Source organism: Streptomyces sp. NPDC052043, assembly GCF_044548235.1.
Classification (GTDB): domain Bacteria; phylum Actinomycetota; class Actinomycetes; order Streptomycetales; family Streptomycetaceae; genus Streptomyces.
This window is the reverse complement of sequence record NZ_JBIUBT010000005.1, coordinates 434,508-458,466: the sequence shown is the minus strand read 5'-3', so window position 1 is coordinate 458,466 and position 23,959 is coordinate 434,508. Positions and strand designations below refer to the sequence as shown.

20 protein-coding genes and 11 pseudogenes are annotated in these 23,959 nt (G+C 67.8%); 13 read left to right on the top strand and 18 right to left on the bottom strand.

Features of this window, described 5'->3' with window-relative positions; genetic code table 11:
- Positions 1–5: 5 nt before the first annotated feature.
- The 3 pseudogenes from ACIHCX_RS16390 to ACIHCX_RS16380 form a co-directional block, all read right to left on the bottom strand.
- Positions 6–847, bottom strand: a pseudogene (locus ACIHCX_RS16390) (IS5 family transposase).
- 104 nt (positions 848–951) lie between these two features.
- Positions 952–1,320, bottom strand: a pseudogene (locus ACIHCX_RS16385) (LuxR C-terminal-related transcriptional regulator); the annotation flags it as partial.
- A 91-nt stretch (positions 1,321–1,411) separates the two neighbouring features.
- Positions 1,412–1,489: pseudogene (locus tag ACIHCX_RS16380) on the bottom strand (hypothetical protein); the annotation flags it as partial.
- 595 nt (positions 1,490–2,084) lie between these two features.
- Between ACIHCX_RS16380 and ACIHCX_RS16375 the strand changes: the two are divergent.
- From ACIHCX_RS16375 to ACIHCX_RS16365, 3 genes and pseudogenes are all read left to right on the top strand, one after another.
- A complete protein-coding gene (locus ACIHCX_RS16375) occupies positions 2,085–2,777 on the top strand; it encodes a hypothetical protein (RefSeq protein WP_400029816.1) in 693 nt (230 codons plus the stop codon).
- Between the two features lie 613 nt (positions 2,778–3,390).
- Positions 3,391–3,917: pseudogene (locus tag ACIHCX_RS16370) on the top strand (IS110 family transposase); the annotation flags it as partial.
- A 185-nt stretch (positions 3,918–4,102) separates the two neighbouring features.
- Positions 4,103–4,615, top strand: a complete 513-nt coding sequence (locus ACIHCX_RS16365) for a hypothetical protein (protein ID WP_400029814.1) — start codon at positions 4,103–4,105, stop codon at positions 4,613–4,615.
- A gap of 17 nt (positions 4,616–4,632) precedes the next feature.
- Here the strand turns inward: ACIHCX_RS16365 and ACIHCX_RS16360 are convergent, their stop codons facing one another.
- Together ACIHCX_RS16360 and ACIHCX_RS16355 are read right to left on the bottom strand one after the other, a co-directional pair.
- Positions 4,633–5,229, bottom strand: coding sequence for a nucleotidyltransferase family protein (locus tag ACIHCX_RS16360; RefSeq protein WP_400029812.1), 597 nt, complete (start codon positions 5,227–5,229; stop codon positions 4,633–4,635).
- Positions 5,230–5,310: 81 nt separating this feature from the next.
- Positions 5,311–5,811, bottom strand: coding sequence for an NUDIX hydrolase (locus ACIHCX_RS16355; RefSeq protein ID WP_400029810.1), 501 nt, complete (start codon positions 5,809–5,811; stop codon positions 5,311–5,313).
- Between the two features lie 590 nt (positions 5,812–6,401).
- Here ACIHCX_RS16355 and ACIHCX_RS16350 point away from each other — a divergent pair.
- From ACIHCX_RS16350 to ACIHCX_RS16340, 3 genes are all read left to right on the top strand, one after another.
- Positions 6,402–8,285, top strand: coding sequence for an ABC transporter ATP-binding protein (locus ACIHCX_RS16350; RefSeq protein ID WP_400029808.1), 1,884 nt, complete (start codon positions 6,402–6,404; stop codon positions 8,283–8,285).
- Positions 8,286–8,381: 96 nt separating this feature from the next.
- The gene (locus tag ACIHCX_RS16345; RefSeq protein WP_400029806.1) at positions 8,382–9,866 is read left to right on the top strand and encodes an NUDIX domain-containing protein; all 1,485 of its coding nucleotides are present in this window, start codon (positions 8,382–8,384) and stop codon (positions 9,864–9,866) included.
- A gap of 22 nt (positions 9,867–9,888) precedes the next feature.
- Complete coding sequence (locus tag ACIHCX_RS16340; protein WP_400029804.1) at positions 9,889–10,377, top strand: NUDIX domain-containing protein; 489 nt, start codon at positions 9,889–9,891, stop codon at positions 10,375–10,377.
- A gap of 339 nt (positions 10,378–10,716) precedes the next feature.
- Here ACIHCX_RS16340 and ACIHCX_RS16335 read toward each other — a convergent pair whose 3' ends face one another.
- From ACIHCX_RS16335 to ACIHCX_RS16300, 8 genes and pseudogenes are all read right to left on the bottom strand, one after another.
- On the bottom strand, positions 10,717–10,941 hold the full coding sequence (locus ACIHCX_RS16335) for a hypothetical protein (protein ID WP_400029802.1): 225 nt from the start codon (positions 10,939–10,941) through the stop codon (positions 10,717–10,719).
- Positions 10,942–11,026: 85 nt separating this feature from the next.
- Positions 11,027–11,515 (bottom strand): DinB family protein, encoded by a 489-nt coding sequence (locus ACIHCX_RS16330; protein ID WP_400029800.1) that lies wholly within the window; start codon positions 11,513–11,515, stop codon positions 11,027–11,029.
- Positions 11,512–12,129 (bottom strand): annotated as a pseudogene (locus ACIHCX_RS16325) (SpoIIE family protein phosphatase); the annotation flags it as partial. The gene ACIHCX_RS16330 and the pseudogene ACIHCX_RS16325, both read right to left, overlap by 4 nt.
- Before the next feature lie 50 nt (positions 12,130–12,179).
- Positions 12,180–12,230: pseudogene (locus ACIHCX_RS16320) on the bottom strand (hypothetical protein); the annotation flags it as partial.
- 104 nt (positions 12,231–12,334) lie between these two features.
- Positions 12,335–12,415: pseudogene (locus ACIHCX_RS16315) on the bottom strand (SpoIIE family protein phosphatase); the annotation flags it as partial.
- Between the two features lie 20 nt (positions 12,416–12,435).
- On the bottom strand, positions 12,436–12,882 hold the full coding sequence (locus tag ACIHCX_RS16310) for a GAF domain-containing protein (RefSeq protein ID WP_400029798.1): 447 nt from the start codon (positions 12,880–12,882) through the stop codon (positions 12,436–12,438).
- A complete protein-coding gene (locus ACIHCX_RS16305; RefSeq protein WP_400029992.1) occupies positions 12,854–13,309 on the bottom strand; it encodes a GNAT family N-acetyltransferase in 456 nt (151 codons plus the stop codon). The genes ACIHCX_RS16310 and ACIHCX_RS16305 overlap by 29 nt, the downstream gene beginning before the upstream one ends.
- Positions 13,310–13,756: 447 nt before the next feature.
- Positions 13,757–14,311 (bottom strand): annotated as a pseudogene (locus ACIHCX_RS16300) (ISAs1 family transposase); the annotation flags it as partial.
- 425 nt (positions 14,312–14,736) lie between these two features.
- Here ACIHCX_RS16300 and ACIHCX_RS16295 point away from each other — a divergent pair.
- Positions 14,737–15,546, top strand: coding sequence for an ArsR/SmtB family transcription factor (locus tag ACIHCX_RS16295; protein WP_400029990.1), 810 nt, complete (start codon positions 14,737–14,739; stop codon positions 15,544–15,546).
- Between the two features lie 305 nt (positions 15,547–15,851).
- Positions 15,852–16,343, top strand: a pseudogene (locus ACIHCX_RS16290) (IS5 family transposase); the annotation flags it as partial.
- A 7-nt stretch (positions 16,344–16,350) separates the two neighbouring features.
- Here ACIHCX_RS16290 and ACIHCX_RS16285 read toward each other — a convergent pair.
- On the bottom strand, positions 16,351–16,827 hold the full coding sequence (locus tag ACIHCX_RS16285) for an NUDIX domain-containing protein (protein WP_400029796.1): 477 nt from the start codon (positions 16,825–16,827) through the stop codon (positions 16,351–16,353).
- Between the two features lie 85 nt (positions 16,828–16,912).
- Here ACIHCX_RS16285 and ACIHCX_RS16280 point away from each other — a divergent pair, with 85 nt between their 5' ends.
- Together ACIHCX_RS16280 and ACIHCX_RS16275 are read left to right on the top strand one after the other, a co-directional pair.
- Positions 16,913–17,089 carry a hypothetical protein gene (locus ACIHCX_RS16280; RefSeq protein WP_400029794.1) on the top strand — a complete coding sequence of 59 codons (177 nt, stop codon included), beginning with the start codon at positions 16,913–16,915 and terminating at the stop codon, positions 17,087–17,089.
- A 360-nt stretch (positions 17,090–17,449) separates the two neighbouring features.
- A pseudogene (locus ACIHCX_RS16275) lies at positions 17,450–17,599 on the top strand (IS5/IS1182 family transposase); the annotation flags it as partial.
- Here ACIHCX_RS16275 and ACIHCX_RS16270 read toward each other — a convergent pair.
- Positions 17,550–19,427 (bottom strand): glycoside hydrolase family 15 protein, encoded by a 1,878-nt coding sequence (locus tag ACIHCX_RS16270; RefSeq protein WP_400029792.1) that lies wholly within the window; start codon positions 19,425–19,427, stop codon positions 17,550–17,552. The pseudogene ACIHCX_RS16275 and the gene ACIHCX_RS16270 sit on opposite strands and share 50 nt — an antisense overlap.
- A gap of 212 nt (positions 19,428–19,639) precedes the next feature.
- Positions 19,640–19,789, bottom strand: a pseudogene (locus tag ACIHCX_RS16265) (IS630 family transposase); the annotation flags it as partial.
- A gap of 402 nt (positions 19,790–20,191) precedes the next feature.
- Here ACIHCX_RS16265 and ACIHCX_RS16260 point away from each other — a divergent pair.
- Positions 20,192–20,770, top strand: coding sequence for a thioredoxin domain-containing protein (locus ACIHCX_RS16260; RefSeq protein WP_400029790.1), 579 nt, complete (start codon positions 20,192–20,194; stop codon positions 20,768–20,770).
- A 211-nt stretch (positions 20,771–20,981) separates the two neighbouring features.
- Here the strand turns inward: ACIHCX_RS16260 and ACIHCX_RS16255 are convergent, their stop codons facing one another.
- Positions 20,982–21,287 carry a hypothetical protein gene (locus tag ACIHCX_RS16255; protein WP_400029788.1) on the bottom strand — a complete coding sequence of 102 codons (306 nt, stop codon included), beginning with the start codon at positions 21,285–21,287 and terminating at the stop codon, positions 20,982–20,984.
- 627 nt (positions 21,288–21,914) lie between these two features.
- Positions 21,915–22,349 (bottom strand): hypothetical protein, encoded by a 435-nt coding sequence (locus tag ACIHCX_RS16250; RefSeq protein WP_400029786.1) that lies wholly within the window; start codon positions 22,347–22,349, stop codon positions 21,915–21,917.
- Positions 22,350–22,565: 216 nt separating this feature from the next.
- Here ACIHCX_RS16250 and ACIHCX_RS16245 point away from each other — a divergent pair, with 216 nt between their 5' ends.
- Together ACIHCX_RS16245 and ACIHCX_RS16240 are read left to right on the top strand one after the other, a co-directional pair.
- Positions 22,566–23,396, top strand: coding sequence for an ISL3 family transposase (locus ACIHCX_RS16245; protein WP_400029784.1), 831 nt, complete (start codon positions 22,566–22,568; stop codon positions 23,394–23,396).
- The gene (locus tag ACIHCX_RS16240; RefSeq protein WP_400029782.1) at positions 23,371–23,946 is read left to right on the top strand and encodes a hypothetical protein; all 576 of its coding nucleotides are present in this window, start codon (positions 23,371–23,373) and stop codon (positions 23,944–23,946) included. Before ACIHCX_RS16245 ends, ACIHCX_RS16240 begins: the two co-directional genes overlap by 26 nt.
- The last annotated feature ends 13 nt before the right edge of the window (positions 23,947–23,959 follow it).

Here is a 23,959-nt window from a genome sequence, read left to right as displayed (position 1 = left end):
GGCGGTCACTGACGGCGATGCGGCCGGCTGCGCCAGCGGTGGGTGGTCCAGGCGCGTCGGATCAGGCTGCGGACGGTGATGATGGCGTCGGCGAGGTCGAAGAAGGCGTCGATGACGGTGGCCCGGCGCTCGTAGCAGCGGGCGAGGCGGTGGAAGGCATTCTGCCAGGCATGGGTGCGCTCCACGTGCCACCTCTGGCTTGCCTGGATCGGCGCCTTCTCGCCCTTGTGTGCGATCCGGCTGTGCAGGCCACGCTCGTCGAGCAGGGCGCGGGTGGTGTCGGAGTCGTAGCCGGCGTCCAGGTGGACGGTGACGTCGTCGGGTAACGGTCCGAGGTCGCCCAGGCGGTCCAGGGTCGGGGCCAGCAGCGGGGAGTCGTGGCGGTTGGCTCCGGCCAGGACGCGGCCCAGTGGAATGCCGTAACCATCCGTCATTCCGGAGCGTTTCAAGCCCTGTTTGCCGCAGTCGACCGGGGAACGCCCGGTCACCTCGCCGCCGCGGGGGCTTTGGTGATCGAGCCGTCGACGGCGATCTGTTCGAGGACCAGGCCGACGATCCGGTCGTAGGACTCCAACGCGATCTGCTTGAACCGGGCGAAGGCGCCGAGCCGGATCCACTCGTCGCGGCGGTTGCGGATCGTGGTGGCCGAGCAGGTCGAATCGGCGATCGCCCGGTACGAGCAGCCGAAGCGCAGGAGCTGCAGCAGCTTGTCGAAGACGATCCGGTCGCTGATGCGGGGGCGGTGGCAGCCCAGCGGATGGCCCGGGTCGTAGGCCAGCCGTTCGGGCAGCAGCGCGGCGAATTGGTCCCAGAGCGGTTCGGTCAGCCATGATGGCAGTACAGGCACAGGTCTCCCCGGTGATCACAGAGCGTCGCAACTCCATGATTGCCAAGACCTGTGCCTGCCTTGCTGCCGGGTGCACCACCACGCCTATCCGCGCGGCCTCTTAGTTAGTGGCGGCTGAGATAGGTGAGGACTGCGAGGACGCGGCGGTGGCCGCTGTCGGCCGGAGAGAGGCCGAGCTTGGCGAAGACGTTGCCGATGTGCTTGTGGACGGCGTTCTCGGTGATGACGAGCCGGGCCGCGATCGTGGCGTTGTCCTTTCCTTCGGCCATCAGGGCGAGAACTTCGCGTTCGCGTGGCGTGAGGGCGGCAATCGGGTCGTGGGCGTGACGGGTGAGGAGCTGCCTGATCACCTCGGGGTCCATGACGGTACCGCCGGCGGCGACCCGCCGCAGCGCGTCGATGAACTCGCCCACCCGGCTCACCCGGTCCTTGAGAAGGTAGCCGATGCCGCCGCGTCCATCGGAGATCAGCTCGCCGCGCCCCGGCGAGGCCGCAATCGGCGAGGACCGGCGGGTAGATCGTCCGGATCACCACACGAAGCTCCGCCATGGCCTCCTCGGTACTCTCATGCGCTTCCTCCAAGAGTCTGGCCACCGTCTGGGCGTCCTCGCTCAGCGACTCACGGGCCAGGCCCAGCCGCATCGCGATGGCCACCAGCCGGGCCTCGGTGCCGTCGTGCAGGTCACGTCCGTCCGCGTCGCACGCGACGGTGACCGGCTGTCGATCGAGGTCACCGACGACGGAGTCAGCGGCGCCGACGAGACGCTGGGTACTGGCATCGCCGGAATCCGCCACCATGTGCTGGCGCTCGACGGCACGGCCTGCTTCCAGCGGCGCCAGGCGCGCACGGGGCAGGCCGCGTTCGCCGGACAGCCACCGTTCACATGGCCTCCTTGGAACCTACGCCAGACCACATGTCAAGCAGCGACTCGCCGACACTTCCCGGCAACCCGCCGCCATGGCGGGTGAGCAGACGCCAGAAGATCACCTGCAAGGGCTAATTGTCGTTCAATCTCCAAAAGGAAGGCAGATTTTGACGGTGCCTCAGCCCTCCTTCGGAGCGGCGTAAAGGACCTCTACATACCCGATCAGCCCCACGAAACCGCACATCCCGATTTGCTCGATATGACAGCAATAGGGGGAGTTAGTACGTTCAATCACGCACCGGCTGCCACAGCGGGCGCTGCTCTCTCCGTCTCAGAAGGAACAAGTCTCCGCCTCAGAAGGAACAAGCGACATGATCATGAACCGTTCCCACGCGACCGCCGCGGCCATCGCGGCCGCTGCGGCACTGACCGCGACCGGCATCACCTACGCCACCGCCGCCACCGCGCCCCAGACAGCCCCGGCCGTCGTCAAGCAGGCCCCCGCTCCCGCCTACGCCCCGATGGGCGGCGAGGGCGGACAGGGCAAGGGCAACGAGGGCGGCGGCCGCGGCGGCGAGGGGGGCGAGCGCGGTGAGCAGGGCGAGCGCGGCGAGCACGGCAAGCGCCGCCACCACGAGGGCAGGATCCACATCAACGAGCGCACTTTCTCCGGCCGCCCCGACGGCTGCATCACCGTGGTCAGCGGCCTGGGCTCCAGGAGCTTCAACATCCGTAACGACAGCCGCAACACCGTCGAGTTCTTCCGTGGCGTCACCTGCGACAACGGTGCCCCCGTCGCCACCGTCGGCCCCCACAGCGAGGCGAACAACGTCCGCACGAAGTTCAGGGACGAGGACGAGGACGAGAACTGCGAGAAGGACGAGCACGAGAAGGACGAGCACGAGAAGGACGAGCACGAGAAGGGCGAGCACCACAAGAAGTACCACGAGGAGATGGAGGACGGCGTGAGGGTCAAGAACGGAGTAGTCGGCAGCTTCCGTGTCGTCAAGCGCCACCACGAGAAGGGCGAATTCGACGGATTCGACGGATTCGACGAAGACTAAAATCAGCAACCGCGTGATGCGCATGGTGGAGAACCACCCCGGCCCGCCGTAATCGGGCCGGCGCCCTCCGGCCAGGCGCACAACACAGAATCCCGGCCCACCGCAATCGGGCCGGGACTCTCGTCTGGACTCCGGCCCAAGGACGTCCCTTCTCGGAACATCCACACCAGTCCATTGTCCGACAGATCACGCGCCTGCTACGCCATCCTTACCCCAGCGACGACCCCCAGTCTTGCCGCCCTGCCCAACGTCACCAAGGTGCGGCTGGAGCAGTGGACTCCGGACCGCGACCGGCGCGCGGACGTACAGGTCGTCCTCGGCCCGGATGGAGTGGTACGTCGCTACGCTGGTCACAGGGTGCGGCGCTTCCCCCCGTTACCTTTTTCGTGGCTCCGCAATGGGGCCTCCGGCCTTCGGGTCCGGCATGACTTCCCCCCCTTGTTGTTCATGATCCGGGGGGTGGTGTCACCGGGTCCGGAGGCATCGACGGACCGCTGATGAGGGGCTTGAGCACCGGCTTCACCCGAGCTGGAAGAGCTCTCCGTAACGTGGATGTGGCAGCTCGGTGCCCTGGCAAGGCCGGACGAAAGCGTGATGGAGGGGCCTGCACGCGATCGACACCGGCGACATCGATGTCTTCCTCGGCCTGGACGTCGGCAAGGGCGAACACCACGCCACCGCCGTCACCCCCGCCGGGAAGAAAGCCTTCGACAAGCGCCTACCCAACACCGAGCCCAAGCTCCGCGAGCTGTTCGCCAAGCTGAAGGCCAAGCACGGGACGGTGCTCGTCGTGGTCGACCAGCCGGCCTCGATCGGCGCCCTGCCGCTGGCGGTAGCACGGGACATGGGCTGCCCGGTCGCCTATCTGCCGGGGCTGACGATGCGACGGATCGCCGACCTCTATCCAGGCGAGGCGAAGACCGATGCCCCCGTGACGCGTTCATCATCGCGGACGCGGCCCGAGCCATGCCGCACACGCTGCGGGCGATCGACGGCGAGGACGAGACGATCGCCGAGCTGGAGATGATCGTCGGCTTCGACGACGACCTCGCAGGGGAAGCAACCAGGGTCGCGAACCGGCTGCACGGCCTGTTGACCCAGATCCACCCGTCGCTGGAACAGCGTGTTCACCGTCCTCGGCGCGGACGCCGGCCTGGTCGCCACCGCCCAACGCCAACGCCATCGCGCGACTGTCCGACGACACGCTCCACCCCTGGCAGTGCCGCTTCCCGACCCGGCCGACACCACAGCACCAGCCCGAAACAGCCTGCGCCACCGACCTGACCCGGCTTGATCCGCCTTCCGCGGAACCCCACACGGTCACCATGACCGTGCTCCTACAACTCCAACAACAGCTCGTGGACCTGCTCACGGCGGACGGCCCCGAGACAGCCATGAGCGCGGGTGCACCGATCCCCGCCGCCCACTACTTCGCCGACCTACGCGCCACGGTCGCCGTGGTCTTCCGAACCTGGCCCGTCGCCCGCGAGTACGCCAGCACACCGTGCCTGGCCACCGCCCTCGACACGGAGTACACCTCCCGCATCGCGCAGGCCGAGCCGCTGCTCAACACCCCGGGCAAGAAGAAGACCTTCAAGCCCTACACCGCACCGCCCGCAGACTCGCTGGCCGCCGGCGCTGTCCTGGACATCGCCTCGCAGCTCCTCCAAGCTGCAGACCCGCCCGAGGCGCGGAAGCGTCTGGCCCCGCTCGTCCAGCGACTGCGCGACGCCGACCGCGCTCTCAGCACCTACCTCCGACGCCCCGCATGGATCTCGCAGCCACTCCGGGCCGCCGTCACGGACAACTGGTCCGCCGGAGAGGAACTCGCCGCATGACCACTCGCATCCGAGCGTCAGCCCGGCCACGACAGCACGGTGAGCTCCGGCCACTCGTCCTTCCAGCGCACCGCCTTGGCCTCATAGACGTCCCGCGGGGCAAGCACCGGGTTGAGTCGGACTACGAGGTTGAACACGTCGGACAGCCCGTGGGGCGCATAGACACGCCACTCACCGTCGGGCTCCAGCCGCACCCCCAGACAGCACGTCGTCGCAGCGAACGAGCCGATCGCGGCCTCGGTGGACCCGTGCGGCGGACAGGGCACGCCGAATTTCTGCTCGTACCAGAGATGCACACGGGCCTCGTTGCGGATCTCCACCTCGGCCGGCAGCCCGGCGAACACCTCCTGCCCCGCCTTGATCACGGCATCCTCCGCCTCCCAGGACAGATCGGAGCCGTCGAAGTAGAAGATGTCGTAGTCCCTGATACCGCTGGTCGGGGGCCTGCCGGTGACCACGTTCCACACCGTCTGGAACAGGCAGCCCGCCGTCACATACCAGCCGGGCAGCTCCAACGTCGCCGCCCTGGTCATCACGTCGGTCAGAACCTCGTTCCGGGAGAGCACGGACCGCAAGCCATCGAGCTGCTCAACGAGCGGGAGTCGACCCAACATCCGTACTCCCTATCACGAACATTCCCTCTCGCAAGGTCCGTTGGCCGCAAGCAGGCATCCCAGCCCGAGAGGCGAGAGAGGTCAGGACTGCGCGCTCCGGAACGCGCGATACCGGCTGAAGGCTTCGTGGCTGTCGGGGGTGAAGCGCCACTCCAACAGGGCCGAGCCGAGCTCCGGCTCGGTCAGCCAGCCATGCCAGGCGACCTCATCGGGATCGGGGACCACGGCGTCCGGCACCACGGCTTCGTGCACGCCGAGCCAGTGAGGGCTCAAACCGCTGCGGTTGATGAACGTGAACAGCAGGCGCGGCAGCGCACGAATACCCAGCTCTTCGGCCAGCTCCCGCGCGGCGGCCCGTTCATAGGACTCGCCGACATGTGCGGCGCCACCGACCACGACCTCATAGAGCCCAGGGAAGCGCGACACCTGCTCCGACCGCCGATGGACGAGGATCCGGCCACGATCATCACGACACACCGTCACGGCGACGCGATGCAGCCAACCCTCCCGGATGGCCTCCCGACGGCTCACCACCCCCACCACACGATCTTGACCGTCGACACGCTCCACCAATTCATCCACGACGCACACCCTGGCAGAGTGCACCGACAACGCCGTTTCTCGGCGACTCGCGCAGGCCGACCCGAGAGCACCTGCACCAGGAGGCCGCACGTGGATGACGACAGTTGTCGTGCAAATACGACACCTATCGTGCTCAGCTCAGCTGTCCACAACCCCCTGAAGGAGTGAACCGCCCTGATCGAACGAGTTTGAGTCGCGACCGCCCAGAGCGCGCACGCCCTGCCCCCGGCATTAGTACTCCCGTTCACCAAATGCCCTCCGATCGGGCCGTGACGGGACCAGATCCAGCGCGTTTTTAGAGCATCCGTGCCACACCGACGCCCAGACGGAGGACACGCCATGCACCCCACGCCTGCCCCCTTGCAACAGCCTCCCGGATTCGAACGGCGGCCCGGCGTGATCACGCATAACGTTGACGGCAGGCCCAGCTCAGCACGTCCGGATGCGGGGTGGGCGGCATGAGTGAGCCCACCGATGCATCACGCGACAGCGTTCCGGGACCGCGCACCACCCCCGCAGTGTCCCCCTTCGCTCCCTCCACTCCGTCTACCGAACAGCCCGCACCCGCACCAGGTGGTGGCACCTCGCACGTGCCCGCTCCCGAGCCGCAGATGCGGTACGTCGACCTGACCGGCAGCCGCGAGGCGGCCGGCCGCTCGATTCGGATGCGGGACATGGCACGGCGCCTGCCGCAACTGGTGCGCCGCTCGCTGGGCCTCGCCTGGCGCGTCGACCGACGAGCAACCGTCGGCCTCCTGCTGTGCCAGACCGTCACCGGCGTGATGCAGGCCCTGGGCCTGGTCGCCATCGCCGGCACCCTGACCGCCCTGCTGCGCAGCGGAGACGTCTACCACCGGCTCCTCCAGGCGTGGCCCTCGGTTGCCCTGCTCGCCGGTGCCGCCGGCGTGCGCGCGCTCCTCGGAATCACTGTCAACTGGCTGTCCTCCCGGGTGGGCCCGCTGATGTCGCGCGAGGCCGAGCAGATGCTGCTGGCCGGCTGCGCCGAGGTCGAGCTGTGCGCCTACGACGACCCCGACTTCAACCGCGATCGGGAAGCCGCCGACCGCGGCGCCCAGGTCACCGGCGACCTGATCAACGAGGGCCAGGACCTGATCGCCTCGGGCGCCGGCTTCCTCGCCGGGGCGATTGTGCTGACCGGCGTGCACTGGGTCCTTCTCCCGCTCCTCGCCGCAGCCAGCCTGCCGCAGGCTCTGGCCCAGGTCAGCGCCGCGCGGGTCCGGTACCTCGCGAATCTGCGCAGCAACGGCGACAACCGGATGCTGTCGGTGCTGCGCTGGCACATCTACACCAAGGACGCCGCCGACCAGATCCGCGCCGGCACCATGGCCGACTTCCTGTCCGACCGGTACCGGCACACGGTCGCACGGATCAACCGCGAGGACCGGGCCGCTGCCGACAAGGGCGCCCGGATGTCCCTGGTCGGCGCGGTGTGCGGAGGGCTGGGGTCGGCGGTGGTGTGGGCGGCGGTCGTGTGGCTGCTCGCCACCGGCCGTATCACCGTCGGGCATGCCGGGACGGCCGTCTTCGCCCTGCAGACGGTAGGCATGTCGGTCCGCGGTCTGGTGGCCGTCGGTGCGCGCGCCGTGCGCACGGGGCTGTACATGGACGACTGGAGCGGCTTCTTGGACAAGGCCGGCGGCTTCCGTATGCGCCGGGGCCCGCACCGTCCCGAGCCGCCGGAGACGATCGAGGTCAAGTCGGTCACCCACCGGTACGCCGGCAAGGACCGCGACGCGCTGTCCGACGTCTCCCTCACCTTGCGCCGCGGCGAGGTCACCGCGCTGGTGGGCTTCAACGGCTCGGGCAAGTCGACGCTTTCGAAGCTGGTCAGCGGTCTCTACCTGCCCACGGGCGGTCAGGTGCTCTGGGACGGCGTCCCCACCGGCGAGGCCGACCCGCAGGCGCTGTGGCAGCAGGTCGCACTCGTGCCGCAGGACTACGCGCGCTGGCCGCTGACGGTGCGCGAGAACGTGACCCAGGGACAGCCCACGGCGCGCGGCGACGCGGCGGTCCGCGAGGCGTGCGAGGCGGCCGACGCCGACGAAGTCGTCGACAAGCTCGGCGCCGGCCTGGACACCCTCCTGGCCCGCGAGTGGCTCAACGGGGAGGAGCTCAGCGGTGGTCAGTGGCAGCGCATCGCGCTGGCGCGGGCGTTCTTCCGCCAGGCCGGTCTGCTGGTCCTCGACGAGCCGACGGCGAACCTGGATCCCCGCGCCGAGTACCGCATCTTCCAGCGGCTTCGGAAACTCGCCCGGGACCGGGCGGTGCTGCTGGTGACCCACCGCATCACCAACGTCGCCGTCGCCGACCGCATCGTGGTCCTCGACGAAGGCAGGATCGTCCAGGAGGGCACCTACCTCCGGCTCTCCCAACAGCCGGGCTTGTTCCAGCAGTTGCTGTCCTACCAGATCACGTCCGAATCGGACGGCGAGAAGCGCGAGACCCCAGTATGAGCGGCCCCGGCGCCACCTCAGTACGCCCCACCAAAGCGGCCGCGCCTACGGCCGTGGACGTCCCCCGCCCCTCCTACCCCGTCCCGAGGTGATGACGTGCCGCTCACCCATTCCCACATCCGCGCGACCGCCGAGGCGTACCTGGCCCGGCATCCGCACGAGCGGGCATCCCTCGCCGGGCTGATGTCCCTCCTGGAGGGCGCCGACGACCCGGCCGGCCGTGCCACGCTCCCCGGTCACGTCACTTGCAGCGCGGCAGTCATCGACCGGGAGCAACGCGTTCTGCACATCGGCCACAAGGTCACAGGGCTGCTCCTCGCTCCGGGCGGCCATGTCGAGGACGACCGGACCCTCCTGGCCGCGGCGCTGCGGGAAGTGTGCGAGGAGACCGGCATCTGGCCGGGTGACCTGTGCCTGGCTCCGCAGTTCCTCGGCGCTCCGATCGACATCGACGTCCACGGCATCGACGCCAACCCCGCCAAGGGCGAAGGCTCGCACCAGCACTTCGACTTCTGCTTCGTCTTCTACCTCGTGCCCGAGCAGCATCCGCAGCTCAGGTTGCCGGACGATGAGGTTGCCGGCGCCCGGTGGCTCGAGTTCGGCGACGTCAGGTCCCCGACCTTGCGCGCCAAGCTCCTGGATGCCAGAGACCATGGCCTCGACGGGCGGCCGGAGCCCGTCAACGCCTCCGCTCTGATCCACGACGGCCACGGCAGATACCTGCTCCACCTGCGGAACCAGCGTGAAGGAATCTGGGCCCCTGGCACGTTCGCTCTCCTCGGGGGCGGCCGCACGATGGAGGACGTCAGCCTGGAGGCGACCCTGCGGCAGGAGCTCGCCGAAGAGGTCCCGGGCCTGGAGATCGATGACCTGACGCTGTACGCCCTGGAGGAGGAGACGAGCGTCGACGGCTTCGCCGTGCCGATCCAGGTCTTCGAGGGCCGCTGGCGCGGTGATCCGGAGACCGTGGATCTGCAAGAAGGGGTGCTGCCGCGGTGGTTCGCCCCGAACGCACTGAAGCAGCTGCACCTGAGTCCCGGTCTAGGTGACCTGATCCGCCGGCACGCGGCCGAGAATCCCCCCGTCAGTCGCCCGACGGCCAGGGCCCGGCTGCTGCGCGACGAAGCGCCGGAGGGGACCGAGCTCCACATCGTCGGGGTCCACCTCTACCTGGAGGACGACCACGGCCGGATCCTCCTCGGCCTGCGCCACCCCGACTCGGCCTACGCGGGCAACACGTGGCACTTCCTGGCCGGGCACTGCGAGCGGGAGGAGGCGATCAGTTGCCTAATCAGGGAGGCCCATGAGGAGGCCGGGCTGATCATCGAGCCGGGCGACGTCGAGCTCGTGCACCTCGTCCACCTCGTGGACTCGCCGTCCGCTCGCCCGCGTATCGGCCTAGTCTTCCGGGCCCGCACCTGGTCCGGCACACCTGCCGTCCTGGAGCCCGACCGGTGCGTGGAGTGGCGGTGGTGGAACCCCAAGGATCTCCCGTCCGCCGTCGTGCCCTACACCCGCCAGGCCATCGACGGGGTGCTCGCTGGACACCTGTACTCGCAGATGGGGTGGGACAGGCGATGAGCACCCTGGACGCGAACCGCACGTGACGCTGTTCGAGCTGAACGCCAGCGTGGAAGCGGCACCGCTCTACCGCGAGTTCGTCTTCACGAGCAGCCCGGCACTGATGCGGATGACACGGCTCGCAGAGCCGACCGCCGCGAGCACCACGGACAACAGCACCACGTGGCTGCCGCCCGAGCAGTACGCCGAGACGGTCCTGAAGGCCACCGCGTTCGCGTGCCTTTACTTCACCGACGAGGGCGACCGACCGCTCCAGCTGCACTCCGTCTACTCCCCCGCGCATCCCTGGCAGTTGGTCGGCGGAACGATGGACAAGGGCGAGCGGCCTTGGGAGACGGCTGTGCGCGAATGCCGAGAGGAGACCGGCCTCGCCGTGTCCGGGCTGCCCCGGCTGCTGGCCACCGTGTACGGGCTGCCGGGTGCCCAATGGCCCTACGACACGATCGGGATGGTCTTCGACGGCGGCTGTCTCGTGGACGACTACCTGAGCGGCGCACTCATCCACGTCTAGCGGTCGCCCTCCGGGGCGATCGATGGTCGCAACGGCACCAAAGCAGAAGAATTGGGAGACGCGCTGTTCGCACTGGCGGTAGCCGACGCGAGCGGCCGAGGACCGCAACAACGCGGACTCCCAGACGTGGAGCGGTTTCGGTGGTGTGGCGGCCAGCCTCCGGGGCGACCGAGTGAAGCCGCCTGCGGTGGACCCATCAGCACGGTGCAGCCGGACGTGCGCCTGGTGGACATCCCCATCCGTATGCCCGCGCTGGACGGCCTGGATGCGCCCCGGGATAGCCGTAATCAGGTCGCCCTGCGGAGTGGCCCGGGGTCACTGTTGACACCGGAAGCATACTCAGGCGGGTGAGGAGTCCTTGCCGTGCGGTTGCGGCGGCCAGGCTCGGCGGACGGTCGGGTCCAGCAGGTAGAGCTGTTGTTCGTCCTGGGCAAGGACGTCGAGCATGCGCAGCTTTTCCAGGGCCTGTTGCAGTGCGGGGTGAGAGTCCTGCAGGAGTTCCACCAGGTCGTCCCATGGCAGGGGTTCGTCGAGGGCGGCTAGATCGGTCAGGAGTGTGCGCATGTCAGGGGATGCCGTGAGACCGAGGCCGTCTAGGGCGTGTATCGAAAGTGTGGGCCGGGTGTCGGGCTGGGCTACGAGTTGGTTCTCAGCGAGGTCCAAGTCCCGTTTGTCCGTCGATGAGTTCGCGGACGATGTCCAGATGGCCGGCGTGCCGTGCGGTCTCTTCAATCACATGCAGGATGATCCCGCGTAGATCGGCGAGTTCGTCTCCCATGGGTTCGGGGTGACGACCCCGCGGGGGTGCCGACAACGGGGTGCGGGCGATCACTGCGTCGGAACGGCGGCACTGGTCGTCGTAGAATGCGAAAACCACCTCCGGCGCGCGCGGTGTCGTCAGCGGGGCAGGGGCATCGGACCATGGCAACGGCTCGGCCGCTCCGGTGACGACCTCCTCGAACCAGTGCTTCTCCGCGTGCCCCAGATGTTCTATGAGACCGAGGGGCGTCCAGCCGGACGGCAGGACCGACGTGGTCAGTGCCTGCATGTCGAGCCCGTCGACAATGGCCAGCACGCCGGCTCGCTGTGCCGCGAGAAACGCCGACAGAATCTTCTTCTCTTTGCTGTCTGTGTTCATGCGCGCATGGTGCCAAGAGGCACTGACAAGCACGGGAGCAAAGCGCCGACCGCTCGACGGCCGCAGGTCACAGCCACTCGTTGATGGCAGCGACGAGGACGGTCGCTTCGTATCGGACCGCGAGTTTGTCGTAGCGCGTGGCGACCGTTGCAGATCGTGGGAACGCGGCGGCCCTGACGAGCCTGTGCGAGTGCTGCGTCCAGGAGGATCGGCCAGCCCCCGGTGGCGTCCATGAGACGGTTGCGGGCTTCAGTCTCGGCGAAGGGTGCGAGCGCCTCCACGTCGGTGGCCCAACTGCTGATTCCTTCGAGAGTGACCCGGCGCAATGGGATCAGGGCGTTGTCAGGATCGAATTCCGCAGCGAGGACGAGATGCTCGTCCTCGCAGGCGTCGGCGAGGGCGACGACGGTCCGAGTGACACCCGAGGGCGGCTGGATCGTCTCTGCCTGCCGGAGGCTGGCCCTGGCCTTGTCGCGGGTCTCGACCAGACCGTCGGTGTAGAACACGAGCGTGCTGCCCTCCGGCAGTTCCAGCTCCACGGCCTCGGAAGTGATGCCCATCCCGAGGCCGAGAGGGGCTCCTGCGGGCAGGGCGGGGAAGGTGACCTGCCCCTGTGGATCGGTGATTCGGGCGGCGGATGCCCGGCCCGCGCCCTCGTGCACCGTCGTGTGGCCGGGTCATAGACGGCGTACAGACAGGTAACGCCCAGGGCCACGAGGGCCTCGTCCGGACCGTCGGCGTCTTCCTCGGCCAGCCTCGGACCATGTAGTCGAGGTGGGCCAGCAACGCGTCGGGAGGCAGCTCCAGGTCCGCAAGTGTGCGCACGGCGGTACGCAGCTGACCCATGGTCGCCGCGGCTTTGATGCCGTGTCCGACCACATCCCCGACCACGAGGGCCATCCGCGCGCCGGACAGCTCGATCACGTCGAACCAGTCGCCCCCGACGCCGGCGTCGGAGTCGGCGGGCAGGTAACGCGAGGCCACCTCGGCCGAGACACCCCGGCCAAACGGCGTGGCAGCAGGCTGCGCTGCAGCGCAAGGGCGGCAGTGCGTTCGCACGCGTATCGGCGGGCGATGTCCAAGCACAGCGCGGCCCGGGTTACGAGCTCCTCGGCCAGGAGCAAACCATCCTCCTGGAACGGTGACAGGTTCTCGGTTCGGATGAACACCGCGACACCCAGCACGCGACCCCGCGCCCGAATGGGCACAGTCAATCGAGAGTGCATCCCGTTCTCCCGGACCTTCTGCGCCCGCGCCGGGTCGTGGCAGGGCCTCGTCAAAGTTCGACCTTGCCTTGTTTGCCGGCATCCTTCTATCGCGAGACCGGACTCCAGATCTTCATGTCCGGGGCGTCCAATCGTTCGCAAGGAGGCCGAGGATGGCTTCGTCTGCGTATGTGCCGTAGACCCAGGCGGAGCGCCGCAGCGTTCCCTCCCGCGTGAACCCGGCTCTGGTTGCTGCCGCGAGCATCGGGGTGTTGTCCGTGAGTGTCTCGATCTGCAGGCGCTGTAGTCCGCGTACGGCGAATCCGTACTCGCACAGCGTGTGCAGGACATCGACGGCGAGTCCGTGGCCGCGGAATGCGGGTCGCAGGGCGATCCCGATGTGAGCCGCCCGGTTGTGTGTGTCGATGCGCCAGAGCAGGGCCTCGCCGACCAGCTCTTGCGTCTCCAGCTCCACAACGGAGAAGCACGCTGCCTCATCCGACGGTTCGGTCACGGCGAAGGGCGAGAGACCCGAAGTTGGTGGGATGGGTCGCCACGGGCGAGAGTCGGCGCGTGACCGTGTGGCCACGTCGTCGTAGAGCTCGGAGTGCAGAACTAGGACGTCGCTTTCGTGTCGGGCACGCAGCCCGATCTTCTCGCCATGTATCACGGGGCATTGCTACAAGAGGGGCTGCAACCGTTCAACCGAGTTTCCCCATCCGATCGACAAAGGTGGTGGCCATAAAAGTCCGAGGAGCGTGAGCGGTCGCCGGGGGTCGCGGGCGTTGCTGAGCAGGCCGGCCGGGATGTTGGTCACGCGCCGATGGCCAAGTTGCGCCAGGTGGCCATCGCGCGGGGTGCATTGCCGGTTCGCAACTGGGAGGCGTCCTCGGCGAAGGCGGTGTCGCGGATGTGGTGCAGGGCCTCTATCTGCCAGTGTCCTCGGATCAGCCGGCGAGCCGGCGGGCACGGCCCGCTCGGCCGTGAGGCTGGTGACCGCGTACACGGTCTTGAACGTGGTCTTGCCGGCCTTGCGGTCCGTTCGGCGCCGCTTGATCTGGATGGCCTGGCGGGCTCCGGGGAACAGCAGGTTGTTCACAGTGGCGACCTTGATCCGGCGGATCTCCGAGCGCCCGTGGCCGACGCCCCGGACGCGACACTGCAGCGGAATGTCCTTCCTGGGAAGCGACTTGAGTTGGTCGCGGAGCTTCTTCATGTTGCCTTTGACGATCAAGATGTAGTGCGCCTGCCGCCCGAGGAGGTAGGCGGCGTGCTCGTGCTGGGTGTGCAGCGCGTCGGCGGTGACCACGACTCCGGCCAGGTCGGCGACAATGTCGAGCAGCGGCTGGAAGCAAGTGATCTCGTTGGTCTTGTCGCCGACATCGAGCCGTGCCAGCACCAGACCGGTCGCATGCTCCAGGGCAGCGAGAAGGTCGATACTCCGGCCGCCTGCCCTGGCGGCGCCGCGCAGGCTCTTGCCGTCCACGGCCAGCGCGCGGGGTTCGGCCGTCACGGGGCGGCGGTCAGAGAGCCACTGGCCGACCACCCGGTCCAGCGCGTCACCGTCAACGCGGGCCAGCAGCCGCCGCACAGCGGACTCCGAGGGCAGCTGCCGCCCGGGCAGCACCGGATCCGGCGGGACGCCGAGCTGTCGGAGCACATGGGCCGGCGTGTCGGCGATCCACTCGCGCCCACCGCCAAGATCGAACTCGCCCCGGCCAGCACCGCGCACGCGGTCAGGGCGAGGACGACCACCAGGGCGTGCCGCACGCCGCGCGGATCGAGCGGGTCCAGGCTCAGCCAGCCGCTCCAGCAGACCGGACACTTCCCCGGATGCGGCCTCCGGCTGGTCGCGGAGCCGTACTTGAGGCAAGCCTGCCACCCATGGGAAGTCCCGCCGAGTACTTGACCGGCCCCCGCTGCCGAGAACCGTCCACCCGGAGGCTGGATTGACACGCAGCCGGACGGCTGCCTAATGTGATGTGCAGCTGATTGGGTGCATATCTGGGGGTGCCGATGGACGAGGTCTTCAAGGCGCTGGCCGACCCGAGCCGGCGCCGACTGCTGGACAGCCTCAATGCCCGCAGCGGGCAGAGCCTGCGGGAGCTGTGTTCAGGGCTGGACATGGCGCGGCAGTCGGTCAGCAAGCACCTGGCCGTGCTGGAGGCGGCCAACCTGGTGACCGTGGTACGCCAGGGGAGGGAGAAGCTGCACTACCTCAACGCCGAGCCGATCAACTCCATCGCCGAGCGATGGATCAGCCGTTACGACCGCGAGCGGGTGCGCGCACTCGCCGACCTGAAGAACGCACTGGAGACGACAACCGTGGACAGCAACGCCTTCGTCTACACCACCTACATTCACACCACGCCGGAGCAGCTCTGGCGCGGCCTGACCGACCCCGCCTTCACCCGCCGCTACTGGGGCGTGGAGTTCGACTCCGACTGGAAGCCGGGATCCCCCATGTCCTGGACCGAACGGGAGACGAGCACCTCCCACCCCGACCAGGTCGTCCTCGAATCAGACCCCTACCGCCGCCTGTCCTACACCTGGCACACCTTCACGCTCGAGTGGGCCAAGGCCGCAGACGTGAGCGAAGAGGTGCTCGCCGAACTGGCCGCGGAGCAGAGGTCGAAAGTGAGCTTCGACATCGAACCCATCGGCGAGATGGTCAAACTCACCGTCGTCCACGACGGCTTCCAGCCCGATAGCACCCTGCGGACGATGATCCAGCACGGCTGGCCCGCCCTGCTGTCGAGCCTGAAGACCCTCCTTGAGACCGGCGAACCGCTTCCAGCCTCCGAGTCCGACCGCCAAGACGCCTGAGCCAGCCGCCGCCAAGCTCGGGGGCGCACGCCGGAGGGCTCGCGATCACCATCGGGTTCAGGCTAGCTCTGCGGCCCTCCTGATGAAGAGATCCCAGTGGCCGGGCAAGCGTGGGAGCGCTGATCCGGTCCACGAGTGTCGACAAACGATGGCACCCTCAAGTGATCAACGCACCAACCCCCAGATGATCATGTGGTCGTCGAGGCACAGGTGCGTGACTACGGGTTTTCGCCGGCTCAGCAGGACGAGATTGGGAAAAGGGGGACCGCGATCCGGGCCGGTCGCGCCCGGACGCCCTGGCGGCCGAGCCGGACGACCACGCCATCGGCCGCTCGCGCGGCGGCCTGACCACGAAGATCCACCTCACCGTCGACTCCTCCTTCCATGTCCTGGCCACGGCCGTCACCGCTGGGCAGCGAGGTGACGCCCCGCTGTTCACCGAGGTGACGAATCGCATCCGTATACCCCGGACCGGCGGGGGCCGCCCACGGACCCGGCCCGTTCATGTCCTCGCCGATCGGGCGTACTCCTCCCGCGAGATCCGCGAGTACCTGCGCCGGCGGCAGATCACGCACACCATTCCGGAGAAGCGGGACCAGATCGGACACCGACTCCGCCGGGGCTCGGCGGGCGGGCGCCCGCCCGGCTTCGACCGCGAGGTGTACAAGCGCAGGCACAAGGTCGAGAATCGGATCGGCTTGCTGAAACAGGCCCGCGGCGTCGCGACGCGCTACGACAAACTCGCCGTCCGCTACGAAGCCACCGTCCAGCTCACCCTCATACGGCAATCGCTGTGACCTCATCTCATGCAGAATCCCGGCCAGACCACGGACCGTCCGGCACCAGGGTGCCGAGCACAGTCAGCAACTGCGGCGGCTCAACCGGGTCCGGCAGTGAGTCCAGATCCGACCATGCGACCCAGGCGTGCGTGTCCAGGTTGGCCTGCTCGTCGGGGAGCAGGCCGGTACGCACCAGGGATGGTTGCTCTTCCGCAAATTGAGCGACGAAGAAATGCTCCGTCCCGATGTGCCGCTTGCCGTTCCACTGCACATCACGGTCGACGAGCACCGACCGGTCAAGGACGGCAGCCGGGTCGAGTCCGGTTTCCTCGATCAGCTCACGTCGTGCCGTCACCAGCGGCGTCTCGCCAAGCTCGATGCCGCCACCGGGCGGCTCCCATAGCCATGTCCCGTCGAACGGATCCCGCCAGTGCAAAAGAAGCAGGCGGTGGGCAGCGTCCAGGCAGATGACCCGGGCGGCGGGCCGGTGCGTTGTTTCCACCGCCCTGACGCTATGCGGTACCCGAAATGTCGATCAACACCTGTGTTGATCGACATCTCAAACACAGCCTAGGCGAGGCGGCACCATGACCCGCGCACCGGCAGCCCTCACCGAGCAGAACTACACAGCCCGCATGTGTCGGGCCGCCCGCAGCGTGGCCGACGCCGGTCTCACCTTCCTCAACATCAGCCTCAACGCACGCAACGAGTGCCCCTGGCAGTCCGGGTGGAAGCTACTCGGCCGCACGACGCCCGACTGCTGACCACAAACGGATCGAGCATGGGCGGAGCCCGGCCGCCCTGCGCAGTAAGACACCGGACAGTTACACGTCGGGGCTTTCAGCAGCGGGCCGACGCCGCCGAAGCCAATGCCGCCGTCTCCGGCATGACCTCCTCCGTCGCCCACACCGCCTCGCCCCACTACGCCATCCTTGGCGACTGGCTCGGACTGCCCGCAGCCCGGCGGCGGCTGCACTACCTGCGCCCAGCGAGGCGTTTAGCGTCTCCGCCCGTCCGGCGGCGACGATCCAGGACTCCGGTCCCGGCACAGCGCGTTGCCCCGCCCTGAAGGACGGGTATTCCTGCCACGGCCGGCTGACCGTCTCAGTGGGTTCCTGCTTCCTGCCCACCGACGCTTCGTGATCCGGTCCAGAGCCGGGATGTGGGGCCGCCTGCAAATGGCAGTGCTGCATCGGCTCGATGACGCCAGCCTGATCGATGAGTTTACCGAGCGGACACCCAGTACGGCCCGGGAAAGGGCGAGGTGCGGGGGATGACCGGCACGGCGGCATCATCAAGGTGGGCGTCCAGGGTCAGCGCGGTGTTGATGAGGGTCAGGTGGGTCAACGCCTGGGGGAAGTTTCCCAACTGTTCGCCGGTCAGCCCGATTTCCTCGGCGTACAGTCCGAGATGGTTGGCATACGTGAGCATCCTCTCGAATACGAGCCGGGCTTCTCGAAGACGACCCGCGCGAGCGAGGGCTGCGACATACCAGAAGCTGCATGCGGAGAAAGTACCTTCGGTACCGCGGAGCCCGTCCGGGGAAACGGCCGGATCATAGCGGTAAACGAGATTGTCAGAAACCAGATCCTTCTTGATCGCGTCCAATGTAGACTTCCAGCGTGGGTCGTGGGGCGCGATAAACCCCACCGCCGGCATGACCAACAGGGAGGAGTCCAGGACGTCACTGCCGAGGTATTGCGTGAACGCGGCCCGCTCCCGATTCCAGCCGCGCTCCATAACCTGCAAGTAAACGGCATTTCGGTGGTGGATCCATCGGCCCTGCTCGGCCGGACGACCTCTGGCGGCTGCCATGCGGATGGCCCGGTCCAAGGCAATCCAGGTCGCGACCCGCCCGTAAGTGAAATCCTTGTCCCCGCCACGGGTTTCCCATATACCCGCCTCGGGCTGCTCCCAGTTGTCGCACACCCAGTCCACGATGTGGGTCAGCGCCTGCCAGTTCGCGTAGCTCGTCTGCAGACCACGCTGGTCGGCGTGTTGGAGGCAGTCCAGCACCGAACCGTAGATGTCGAGTTGCAACTGGTCGGCGGCGCCGTTGCCGATGCGTACCGGAGCGGAGGCCCGGTAGCCTTCCCAATGGTCCAACGTCTCCTCTCCCAGATTCCCTGAGCCATCCACCCGGTACATGACTTTCAGAGGGTGTCCCCCTGCACCGGCTTGTTCCCGGACGCGGTCACCCATCCAGTCCGTGAATGCGACGGCTTCCTCGGTGAAGCCCATCCCGAGCAAAGCGTGCAGGGACAAGGCGGTGTCGCGGACCCAGGCGTAGCGGTAGTCCCAGTTACGCTCGCCACCGATCTGTTCCGGCAGGCTGGTCGTGGGAGCCGCGATCATGGCCCCGGAGGGGGCATAGGTCATGAGTTTGAGTGTCATAGCTGAGCGGTTGACCATCTCTCGCCACCGACCTGTATACCGAGAATGCGCCAACCAGTCCTGCCAGAAGTTGACAGTGTCCTCCAGAATCCGGTCGCACTCCTCCAGCGGGATGATGCGGGGCGGACCATCGGGGTCCGTCTCCAGCAGCACCCCGCTGGCGCAGCCGGCCCTCAGCCTTGCAGTCAAATGCAGCGCGCCCTCGCGGATCCGCCCTTCGCCTACACACTTGTCGCCGAGCGAATGTACGGCTAGACGCTCATCCCCGTTGGCGAATTCCCACCCCTCTGCGGTCGCGGTGATCTCATGCGGTTGCCGTGCGTAGTCGAACCGGGGCGCGATCTCGATGTCGAACGTCATGTCGCCGCGCGCGCACCGCACTAAACGTACCAACTGGTGGTTCTTCGTCGGCTTGCCCGTCAACGCGGGCATGAAATCGATTACCACACCCACGCCTTGCTCGGTGAGGAATCTGGTGACCAACACGCAGGTGTCCGGAAAATAGTGCTGCCACTTCGCGTACGTCTGTACACGAGGACTGATCTTGCAGTGGCCACCATTCTCGCGATCGAGCAGCGCTCCGAAGATACTGGGCGAATCGTATCGCGGACTGCAGAACCAGTCGATCGTTCCCTCGGTGGAGACCAGTGCGGCCGTCTGCAGATCACCAATGAGCCCGTGGTCCGAAATCAGCGGGTATTCGTCCATCGAGTTTCACGCCTTTCGCCCGGTCGTGTCGCCCAACGAGCCGCGTCTGTGGCGGGCCGTTCTCCACCGGCCGTGTCCCCGTCTACCCAGCCGCTTGCGGTTGGGTGGCACCCCTCCCATCTCCAGATTGCATGCGGTGGACAGGTCCCGCACGATTTTGTCGCGTATCGGGAAGGCCGACCGGTGATGATCGCCTCCGTTCATGCGTTCCCCGGCCTGCCCAGGCGGTGGTGGATCCGGCGGACGGTCCATGGCCCGGGGGTCAGCAGGCGGCGGATGCGCTTATCCAGTCTCGGCCCGCCGGCCAGGCCCGGGACGCCGTCGGCGTGGTAGCGGTGGATCCACCGGCGCACCGTGGCCGGGCGGCCGGACGAGCCATTGGAGATCTGCCCAGTGCCGGAGCTCTCCGGCTAAGAGCGTGAAGAAGGAGCCGCTTCGCCGCGCGACCATCGCAGGGCGGCGCCGCCGCCGGACAAGCAAGAGGAGCACGCCTGCGCAGGCGTGCTCCTCTTGCTTGTCCGGGCGGTCGTGGTGCCGCAGGTCAGAACACCGGCGGCTGCTCGTGCGGGGGCGGCGGAGCCGGGGGGCGGGTCATTTCGATGTAGCGGGCCGTTCTGGTGCGGCCCCAGTCGATGACGCGCAGGCCCGCGGCGCGTCATCCGCCGGGCGGAAGCGGCTTCCCCCTTGGCGCCCCGAGAGCGCGAGGTTCATACGTGCGGCTCAGCGGCCGCGCTCGTTCGTACCATCCGTGCCAGGCTCGTGTTATGGAGCCAGCCAACACGACCGGCACCGGTGGCGGCACGCTCTACTACGGAGATCCGGACTCACCCCACGTGCTCCAGGTCTTCATCGAGCTGCGCGACCGGGCTAGCCACCGCATGGCGGACAATCTCCTCGGGACGATCCGCCAGGCCGCAGACCAGGGCAAGTTCGTCGTGAAGTTCCACTTCGCGGCGACGATCGACGACGCCGCAGGCGGTAACGGTTCTCAGCGTGCCCTGAGCGCGCTCGCCGCTGCGAGTGACGTCGGGCAGAAGCAGTTCATCGAGTACCTGGGCACGCTGTTCGCCTCCCAACCGCCTGTCACCGATGACCGCTTCTCCGACGCATCGGTGCTGCTGTCCCTGGCCGGCGAGGTGGACCAACTGAGATCCGCGGACTTCGACCAAAAGGTCACCGACAACAGGTACATGACCTGGGCCGGTGAATCAATCGGGACATTCGAGTCCTTCGGTGTGGTGGGCACACCGGTCGTCTGGCACGACGACGAGGTGATCCCCGTGGTGAAGACCATTGACGGCCCCTGCATCACGGCGCAGGAGTTTCTGGCCCAGCTCCAGTAGGGCACCTTGCTGCGCGCTGCGGTGGGTGGGATGTGTGCCGGCGCGGCGCGCGCCCTCACCTCCTGGCTCCTTGGATCTCCGACCCACTAGCTGCCCAAGGAAACGCTTGTGTGGGGTGTCCGTGGGGCAAGGTCTGCAAGCTCTTACATCTGTGCAGGTCAGCGCATCGGACTGGGCGGTCTGTAAAACCTCTCCACACCCTGTCCAATGTTCAGCCGTCGACGCCCCTGGTGAGGAGCAGACATTGCCCGGCGTCCGTCACGTTGTAGGTGACGGAGAAGTTGCGGGAGACGTTGGGTATCGGGTTGGTCGTGGCGGGACAGATAGAGGTGACGCCGTGCAGCGACACGGTGTATTTCACCGGCCAGTGACGCGTCTCCGTCCAACCGAAGTAGCTGCCGGCGCCGCGGCGTGCTGACACCGCGTCCGGGTCGCCGACGAGGCGGACACCCTTGTCCGTGCAGAGCAGGCAGCCGAAGAGCTGTATGTCTTCGTGCCCGTCGTTGATCACGGTCACGGAGACCCCTTGCGACGTTGAGGAACTGCCGTCCGTCGTCGAGCTGCAACCAGTAAGCACCCCGGCCAGGGCCAGCCCCGCAAGGACATGTAATGCTCGCTTGTGTTTCCCGATGAACATGGCCCCCACCTCTCGTAGAACGATCAACCATGCCGCTGGTTGGAGCGATCACGATTCCACTGAACCCGCAGATCAGCACGGTTCTTGAGCAAGTTCTGAGCATCGTCCGGGAGCTTGCCACCGGGGGCGTACTCACCGGCCGCGAGTCGTCTTCGGTCCCATCCGCGGAGCACTCTCCGTTCCGCCGTGGAGGGGGACCGTTCCTCCGGTCATCTTGCGACGCTTCCAGGCGCATCGTGGGGCACCTGTGGGGCGGGAACGACCAGCACAGCGCGAGGGGCCGCGCGGTCTGTAAATCCCCCGTGGGCGACAGACCCTCTGCGAGGCGCCACAGCGAGTCTCCCCCATGTGTCCCCCCGTAGCGCCAGGGCGAAGGAAACCCGCAGACCGCAGCAGACATACGGAGCCCGCTGGAAGTGGGCTACTGAACTTGAACTCGTGATGTCGGCCTACTCTCCGGGGTCGGCCAGACCCAGACATCACTCAATCTTCAGTAGCTGAGTGGCCCTACCAGGCGGGACGCTGGTCCTGGCGCTCTGTCGAGAAACCGGTTGGCACGGCCGTCTCTGTCCGCCACAGCAGGCCCGGGTCGGGCGGGAACTCATGGGTCATCGGCGCTGGAGGGTGCAGGCGTCTATGGCCGGGGATCGGCACCTCGGCCAGCACGCCGTCCCGCATCATCCACAGCCCGAAGCAGTCGTCTTCCTCGTCATGGATCAGCACCTGCACGCTCGCCGGGTCCGGCCACGCAAGGGACTCCAGATGTCGGAGCAGCCCCGACCGCGGACGTACCCGGTTGAACTCGATCACCCATCCACCAATGAACAGCTCGAGCGGCTCGAAGTGGCCCTTCCAACTGCGCGAGTCATCCGGCCGGGTCAACGGTTCCATCACCTCGTCCGCGTTAGGCGCCAACACGATGACCTGTGCGATTCTGCTCATGTCGAAGTATCAGCGCAGACCGTGGGCAGGCGGCAATCGAATTTAGAGGTGGCGGGCGAGGCTGCGTACTTCATCAAGCCGGCTGCGCTCCGCGTCCGCCGTCGCCCCACACCCGGTTGGAGGGGGCTTGGTCTCGACGACGGCCGAACGCTGGTTCTGGATCACTTTTGGTGCCAGAGCCACGGAGGGTCACCAACTCCGCGATCATGAACGGTCGTGACCGACGACCTCCTCCAGGACCTTTGGCTCCACCAGACCACCGACGTCGAAGTCAGCGACGTCACCATCAGCGCCAACCGCGTCACCGTCCACGCCGCCACGACCAGAGCGGGTGCGGAGTGTCCGTCGTGCGGGACGCCCTCGAGCCGCGTTCACAGCAGCTACGTGCGCCGGCTCGACGACAGCGCGACGGCCCAGCGTCGCGTCGTGATCGAGTTACGGGTCCGCCGGTTTCGCTGCCGCCAACAAGCCTGCAAGCAGGAGACTTTCGTCGAGCAGGTCGAGGGCGTCAGCTTCCGGTACGGACGACGAAGCCAACAGCTCCAGGCTGCGCTGCAACGGCTCGGGCTCATGCTCGCCGGCCGGGCCGGCTCCCGCCTGGCCGAGGCCTTCGCCGTCCCGGTCAGCCGCTCCACCCTGCTCAGGCTGATACGTGCCCTCCCCGAGCCTGCGCCGCCGGCGCCGCGAGTGCTGGGGATGGACGAGTTCGCCCTGCGCAAGGGCCACGTCTACGCGACCATCCTGGTCGACATCGAGACCCGTCGTCCCGTTGACCTGCTGCCAGACCGCACCGTCGAGACAGTCCGCTCCTGGCTGGCCGCCCACCCCGGAGTGCAGGTGATCTGCCGCGACCGCTCCGCCTCCTACGCCGAGGCCGCACGGCTGGGCGCTCCGGACGCCATCCACGTCGCCGACCGCTTCCCACCTCTGGCAGAACCTCGCCGACGCCGTCGAGAAGACCGTGCTCCAGAACCGCACTCTGCTTCCCGAACCTCCACCACCGGCAGGTCCCACCCAGCACGTGTCCCTGCCGTCCGCCACTGCTGAGCCCCGCCGGACCGGACGCCTGTCGGACCGCGTCCGCGAACAGCACGCGGGCGTCCACACCCTGATCCGTGAGGGCGTCAGCCTGCGCGCCATCGGCCGGCGACTGGGACTGGCCCGCGGCACCGTCCGCCGCCTGGCCCACGCCTCGGACCCGGACGAACTGTTGGTCGGCCGCTGGACCGGGCGCACCAGCATCCTCGACCCCTACAAGCCCCACCTCAACCAGCGGTATGCCGAGGGCTGCACCGTCGCCCGCCGCCTGTTCGAGGAGATCCGGCAGCGCGGCTACCCAGGCCAGGAGCAGATCGTCCGCGTCTACGTGCGGCGGCTGCGGGATGCGTTCCCGCACCAGGACCCGCCCCGCCGCAAACCCTCCGTTCGGGACGTGACCAGGTGGATCACCCGCCACCCCGACCGGCTGGCCGCCGACGACGCCCAGCAGCTCAAGGAGATCCTCGCGCGCGTCCCGGCGCTCGCCCGCACCGCCGAGCACGTCAGAGCATTCGCCGAGCTCATGAACAACCGCCGCGGCCACCAACTCAAAGACTGAATCACCCGCGTCC

What these genes read in the sequence shown, in the direction of transcription:
- ACIHCX_RS16250 (WP_400029786.1), bottom strand. Translation starts at nt 22,349, where the DNA reads ATGAGCAGAATCGCACAGGTCATCGTGTTGGCGCCTAACGCGGACGAG.
- ACIHCX_RS16330 (WP_400029800.1), bottom strand. Translation starts at nt 11,515, where the DNA reads ATGAACACAGACAGCAAAGAGAAGAAGATTCTGTCGGCGTTTCTCGCG.
- ACIHCX_RS16295 (WP_400029990.1), top strand. Translation starts at nt 14,737, where the DNA reads ATGGACGAGGTCTTCAAGGCGCTGGCCGACCCGAGCCGGCGCCGACTG.
- ACIHCX_RS16375 (WP_400029816.1), top strand. Translation starts at nt 2,085, where the DNA reads ATGATCATGAACCGTTCCCACGCGACCGCCGCGGCCATCGCGGCCGCT.
- ACIHCX_RS16260 (WP_400029790.1), top strand. Translation starts at nt 20,192, where the DNA reads ATGGAGCCAGCCAACACGACCGGCACCGGTGGCGGCACGCTCTACTAC.
- ACIHCX_RS16365 (WP_400029814.1), top strand. Translation starts at nt 4,103, where the DNA reads ATGACCGTGCTCCTACAACTCCAACAACAGCTCGTGGACCTGCTCACG.
- ACIHCX_RS16270 (WP_400029792.1), bottom strand. Translation starts at nt 19,427, where the DNA reads ATGGACGAATACCCGCTGATTTCGGACCACGGGCTCATTGGTGATCTG.
- ACIHCX_RS16335 (WP_400029802.1), bottom strand. Translation starts at nt 10,941, where the DNA reads ATGCGCACACTCCTGACCGATCTAGCCGCCCTCGACGAACCCCTGCCA.
- ACIHCX_RS16360 (WP_400029812.1), bottom strand. Translation starts at nt 5,229, where the DNA reads ATGTTGGGTCGACTCCCGCTCGTTGAGCAGCTCGATGGCTTGCGGTCC.
- ACIHCX_RS16280 (WP_400029794.1), top strand. Translation starts at nt 16,913, where the DNA reads ATGACCCGCGCACCGGCAGCCCTCACCGAGCAGAACTACACAGCCCGC.